This is a genomic window from Chromobacterium aquaticum, from assembly GCF_021129195.1.
In the GTDB taxonomy this organism is placed as follows: domain Bacteria; phylum Pseudomonadota; class Gammaproteobacteria; order Burkholderiales; family Chromobacteriaceae; genus Chromobacterium; species Chromobacterium aquaticum.
Genome location: NZ_JAJOHW010000099.1, coordinates 1 through 5,903 on the forward strand (window position 1 = coordinate 1; position 5,903 = coordinate 5,903).

Below are 5,903 nucleotides of genomic sequence, written 5' to 3' on the forward strand. Positions count from 1 at the left end.
GCCGGCGGCCACGGCGGCGTCCACCTGGGCGGCGTCGGCGGCGCGGCCCTGCCATAGCGGGCTATTGTCGGCCGGATTGGTTTTGCTCAGCGCCGCGCCGGCGCCTTCCTGCCATTGTCCATTGATGAATAAGCTGCTCACTATGCATTCTCCTTGGGGTAGAGCGCGACGCAGCGCAGATGGCCGCCCTCTTCCACGTTCAGCGCCTGCGCCTGTTCCGGCGTCAGCAGGATTTCATGGGTGGGCGCCAGCGTCTCGGCCAGGATGGCGCGGAAGCCGGCCAGCGAGTCGTTGGATACCAGGTAGAAGTTTTTGTCGCCTTCCGGCAGCGGGTCCGCCAGCCGCGCCACGACCGCCGCACTTTCCTTCACCGCGCGGATTTCGCTGGTATAGGTCTGCACCGTCGGACCGGCGTCGAAGATGTCGACATAGCCCTCGTAGCGGAAGCCTTCGGATTCCAGCATCGCCACCGCCGGGCGGGTGTTTTCATGAGTCTGGCCGATCACCGCCTGCGCCTCCGGCGGCAGGAAATCGATGTAGACCGGATGCTTGGGCATCAGCTCGGCGACGAAGGCCTTCTGACCGACGCCGGTCAGGTAATCGGCGTGGGCGAAGTCTATGGAGAAGAAATGGCGGCCCAGGCCTTCCCAGAACGGCGAGCGGCCTTCTTCGTCGGACACGCCGCGCATTTCGGCCACCACCAGCTTGCCGAACAGCTGCGGGAACTGCGCCAGGAACAGGAAGCGGCTCTTGGACAACAGGCCTCCGTTGCGGTTGGCGCGGTAGTCCGGGTGCAGGAACAGCGTGCACAGCTCGGAATAGCCGGTGTGGTCGTTGGACAGGAACAAGGTGTCGTGACGCGAATAGACGCCCAGTTCCTCCGAGGCGTGGACGATGGTGCCGACGCGGTAGTTGTACCACGGCTCCTTCAGACCCACCGCGGCTTCCAGCGCGCAAATGCCGGCGATGGCGCCGCTGGCGCCGTCTTCCATCACGAAGACATAGCCTTGGTCGGCCTTGTCCAGTTCGCCGGCGAAAGACAGCACCGAGCGGGCGATGCGGCGCGACAGCCGCTCTTCGTTGACCGGCAGCGAGGTCAGGCCGACGCCGGCGCTACGCGCCAGATTCATCAGGCCGTCCAGGTCCTTGTGGGCTACGGGGCGGATGAACATCATGCTGCGGACTCCTTCTGCTGCAAACCAACCACTTGAACCTGGCCGCCGCTGGCGAGGCCCAGCGCGCGGGCGGCGTCGGGATTGATGAAGGCGACGCCGTCCACCACCGCCACGCGACAGACCGCGGCGGCGAACTCGCTGGACTCCAGATTGCTCAACAACTGCGGCTGCGCCTGCTCCGGCAGGCTGGCCAGCACTTCCACCGGGTAGCAGCGGCTGTTTTCCAGCGTTTTCAGCCGGTCCACCTCGGCGGTGAGCACCGCGCCACCGTCGAAGATGTCGATATAGTTGTCGGCTTCGAAACCCTCGTTGCACAGCAGTTGGCAAGAGCGCTCGAAGCTGGCGTGGATCTGGCCGATCGCGTGCTGCGCCTCGTCCGGCAGCAGCGGCACATAGATCGGGTAGCTGGGCATCAGTTCGGCGATGAAGGTCTTGCTGTGGCTGACGAAGGCCTGTTCCACCTGCAGGAAATCCATATTGAAGAAACGGCGGCCGATGGCGTTCCAGAACGGCGACTGGCCGGCGTCGTCGTGAATGCCCTGCATCTCCGCGATCACGCGGCGGCCGAAGCGCTCGCGCTTGCTGGCGATGAACAGCAGCCGCGCGCGCGACAGCAGCTCGGCGGCCTGCGGTTCCAGGTGGCCGTCCACGTAGAAGCCGCACAGCTGCACCATGCCGGTCAGGTCGTGGCACATATTCAGCACATGCACGCGGTTGTTGACCTTCAGCGCGCGCGAGGCGTGCACGAAGATTTCGCTGCGATAGCTGTAGAAGGGCTCGTCGAAGCCGGCGGAAGCATTGATGGACGCGGTGCCCAGCACCTGGCCGTCTTCCTCCAGCACGAACATATAGTATTCGCAGCCGGAATCGCCGATGGCTTCATGCTCGAAGGCGGACACGGACTGCTGGATGCGCTCGAACAGCTTTTCCCGGTTATTGGGCAAGCTGGTGACGCCGATGCCGCTGGCCACCGCCATGCGTTCGATGGCGGGCAGATCGGAGGTGCGGACGGGACGCACGGTAAGCATGGGACATCTCCCCTATCGCTGAAATCCTGCCAGGCCGCGGCGGGACCGCGGCGCAGCAATACCCGCGTGCCTGCCTGCGGCAGGAACGTGGGCGGATAACGGTATTGTGTCTTGGAGCACGGGCGGCCGACGGCCGCCCGGAATCAGTGCCGCGGCCCTTATTGAGCGGAGGTCAGTTCGGCGATGGCCGCGTCGAAACGCGCCAGGCCTTCGTCGATGTCCTTATCCTCGATCACCAGCGACGGCGCCAGGCGCACCACGCTCAAACCGGCCACCAGCAACATCAGGCCCTGCTTTTCAGCGGCTTTCAGGAACTCCTTGGCGCGGCCGGCGTAAGCGTCGGTCAGCACGCAGCCCAGCAGCAGGCCCATGCCGCGCACGGTCTTGAACACCTGGTATTTGGCGTTGATCGCGTTCAGGCCATCGACGAAGCGCTGGTGCTTGGCGCGCACGCCGTCCAGCACCGCCGGTTCGTTCACCAGTTCCAGCACCTTGTGCGCCACCGCGCAGGCCAGCGGGTTGCCGCCGTAGGTGGAGCCATGGGTGCCGATGCCGAAGCTCTTGGCCACTTTCTCGGTGGTCAGCATCGCGCCGATCGGGAAACCGCCGCCTATGCCCTTGGCGGAGCTGAGGATGTCCGGGGTCACGCCGTATTCCTGATAGGCGAACAGCGAGCCGGTGCGGCCGACGCCGCTTTGCACTTCATCGAACACCAACAACGCATTGTGCTGGTCGCACAACTGGCGCGCGGCTTCCAGGAAGGCCTTGTCGGCCGGCATCACGCCGCCCTCGCCCTGGATGGGTTCGATCACCACCGCACAGGTCTGGTCGGAGATGGCCGCTTTCAGCGATTCGATGTCGTTGTAGTCGAAGTGGGCGATGCCGCCCGGCACCGGGCCGAAGCCTTCGGTGTACTTGGGCTGACCGCCGACGCTGACGGTGAACAGGGTGCGGCCGTGGAAGGAGTTCTTGCAGGCCAGGATCTGATTCTTTTCCGGACCGAAGTGATCGGAGCCGTATTTGCGCGCCAGCTTGAACGCGGCTTCATTGGCTTCCGCGCCGGAGTTGCAGAAGAACACGCGCTCGGCGAAGGTGGTCTCGGTCAGCAGCTTGCCCAGCTTCAAGGCCGGCTCGTTGGTGAACACATTGGACACGTGCCACAGCTTGGAAGCCTGCTCGGTCAAGGCCGCCACCAGCTGCGGGTGGCAATGGCCCAGCGAGTTGACGGCGATGCCGCCGGCGAAATCGATGAATTCGCGGCCGCTCTGGTCCCATACGCGGGAACCCAGGCCCTTGACCGGGATGAATCCGGCCGGGCCGTAATTGGGGACCATGACCTGGTCGAAATCGGCGCGCGTTACAGTATTGCTCATCTTGATGGTTCCCTTCCTGCTCTATCGTTGTTTCTTATCCGTCTCATAAAATCCAGGACCAGTCGTGATGCCGGCTTTATCGACGATTTCATGAAGTTTCAATGATTCTAAGGTAAGCCCGTCGCAAATCCATATCCGGTTTGCGACACCGGCGTATACATTCCTTGATACAGCGCAATAAATTTTGTCCGACAACATCCATTACAGCCGCCAGCTGTGCCTAATCCGCCTGCAAGCGCCGCCCTCCGGCGCGCTTCGAGATCAGCAAGATAGATCAATATTATTGTCCTATCAACGCCGAAACCTCGATTCGCGATGAAAAACGCCCAGGCTAGCGGCCCGGGCGTCCTTGCCTTGCTCGCATCGGCGCTCAGTCGCCGCCGCGCGCCTCCTGCCGGCTAAAGCGCGCGCCATCGCCGCTGACGCCGCGCCAATAAGGCGCTTCCGCGCCCAGGCCCGGCCGGTACGGCGTCCAGTTGCGCCCGTCCGGCGAGAACTGCAGCGCCTGGCCGGGGAATTCCGTCAGCACCGCGGCCGACCCGCTAGCCAGGCCCGGCGGCGCGATGCGCAGACCGATGCCGGCGCGCTCCAGCTTGGCCGCCTCGCGCCAGCCCAGCACCGCGGCGAACTGCTGCCAATCCCGGTTCAAGGCCGCGCGATCCACCAGATGGCTGACGCCTAGCTGATAACGCTCGCCCTGGCGATAAGGCCGTTCCCAGCCCGCGCGGTGCCAGGCGCGCTCGGCCAATGCCAGCAAGCGCGGATAGGCCATGTATTCAAACTGGGCATCGCTACGCATCACCTCGCTCCAGGCCTGGCCCTGGATGCCGGCGAAGCGCGCCGGCGCCGCCTCGCTGGGCACTTCGAAGGCCTTGCCCTGGCGATCCGTCATCACCTCGGCGTTCTGCGGCAAATTGTCCGGCGCGAAGCTGAACACCTTGTAGCTGTCGGTTGCGCGCGAGGCCCAGTAATAGCCGCGTTCCTTGGGGTTCAGCTCATAGGGGAAGTCGAAGTACAAATAATCCGGCATTGCCAGCACGGTCTGGAAACCCTTGTTGGCGAACTCATGCGCCTCCTTGGCCGCGCCCCAGAACAAGGCGTCCCATTCGGTGACCATCACCTTGGAAGTGGCGAAGTCCTTGGGCGATTTGGCGCCCTTCAAACCGTCCTGCCAAGCGCCCATCGTGGCGACGCCGTGCCGCGCCAGGATGCGGCTGACGTCCTCGGCGAACTGCAAGGGCAGATCGGCCGTGGTTTTCCCCGGCCGCTCCGCCAGCTGCGCGCGGCAGGCCGGCGAGCGCGCCCAGGGCTTGTCCTGCTCCGCCAGCTTGATCTTGCCCTTGGCCGGGTCCTGGCCGGACAGGTCCTGGAAGCCGCCGCCCAGCAGAATGTTCTTGGCCTCGTCACCGCCGAAATGCCAGACCGCCAGCGGCGCGCCGGCCTCGCGATGCATGGCGGCCACTTCCGACACCACTTTGTCGATGAAGCGCGGCACGCCGGGCACGCAGGGATTGACATAGGTGTGGCGGTCGTAGAATTGCACCGACAAGGTGTTGGAACGGTCTTGCGGATCGATCAGCCGGTAGGCGGAGGCCGCTTCCGGCTGGCCCAGTTGCTGGAGATGGCGGTAGCGCCGCTCCATCGCCATCACCGCCGCGCGCGCATGCGCCGGCATGTCGATTTCCGGAATCACCTCGATGAAGCGCGCCTTGGCGTAACGCAGCAATTCCACATACTGTTCGCGGCTCAGATAGCCGCCGCCGGAGCGATTGTCCGGACCGGAACCCAGTTGCGGCAGCAGGCAGCTATCCTCGTTCAGGTCGTGACAGCGGCGCGCGCCGACCTCGGTCAATTCCGGCAGGCCGTTGATCTGCAAGCGCCAGCCTTCGTCGTCGGACAGATGCAGATGCAGCTTGTTGAGCTTGTAGGCGGCCATCTGCTCGATCAGGCGCTTGAGCGTGGCCGGCTGACGGAAATTGCGCGCCACGTCCACCATGAAGCCGCGGTGCTCGTAGCGCGGCGCGTCCTCCAGCGTCAGCGTCGGGATCTCGCCGCCACCCTGCGGTATCAGGCCCAGCAAGGTCTGCGCGCCGTAGAATAGGCCGGCGGCGTCATACGCGTCCACGCGCGCGCCGCCGCGCGTCACTCGCAGACGGTAGCCGCCGGCGACGGCGATATCGGCCGGCAAATCCTTGACCACGGCGCCGCTGACCGGCAGGCCCTGATCGGCCAGACCCAATTGATGGCCGCGCTGCGCCAGCGCCGCGCGCGCGTCCGGAGCCAGCGCCGGCAGCCGCCAGCTCAGCCCGCTCGCCGCCGCCTTGCCG

At 65.2% G+C, this 5,903-nt stretch carries 4 protein-coding genes; all 4 read right to left on the reverse strand.

From position 1 onward, the window contains the following. Positions 1-140 precede the first annotated feature (140 nt). Positions 141-1,175 carry an arginine N-succinyltransferase gene (gene astA / locus LQT98_RS15495; RefSeq protein WP_048409129.1) on the reverse strand — a complete coding sequence of 345 codons (1,035 nt, stop codon included), beginning with the start codon at positions 1,173-1,175 and terminating at the stop codon, positions 141-143. Further along, complete coding sequence (aruF, locus tag LQT98_RS15500) at positions 1,172-2,203, reverse strand: arginine/ornithine succinyltransferase subunit alpha (RefSeq protein ID WP_231463359.1); 1,032 nt, start codon at positions 2,201-2,203, stop codon at positions 1,172-1,174. Before aruF ends, astA begins: the two co-directional genes overlap by 4 nt. A 158-nt stretch (positions 2,204-2,361) precedes the next feature. Next, on the reverse strand, positions 2,362-3,576 hold the full coding sequence (locus LQT98_RS15505; protein ID WP_231463361.1) for an aspartate aminotransferase family protein: 1,215 nt from the start codon (positions 3,574-3,576) through the stop codon (positions 2,362-2,364). A gap of 370 nt (positions 3,577-3,946) precedes the next feature. Beyond that, positions 3,947-5,903 (reverse strand): family 20 glycosylhydrolase (locus LQT98_RS15510; RefSeq protein WP_231463363.1); only part of this gene is annotated, 1,957 nt, incomplete at its 5' end.

Bases quoted from the DNA above. Each gene is read 5' to 3' on its own strand.
- LQT98_RS15505 (WP_231463361.1), bottom strand. From the start codon at position 3,576: ATGAGCAATACTGTAACGCGCGCCGATTTCGACCAGGTCATGGTCCCC.
- astA (WP_048409129.1), bottom strand. From the start codon at position 1,175: ATGATGTTCATCCGCCCCGTAGCCCACAAGGACCTGGACGGCCTGATG.
- aruF (WP_231463359.1), bottom strand. From the start codon at position 2,203: ATGCTTACCGTGCGTCCCGTCCGCACCTCCGATCTGCCCGCCATCGAA.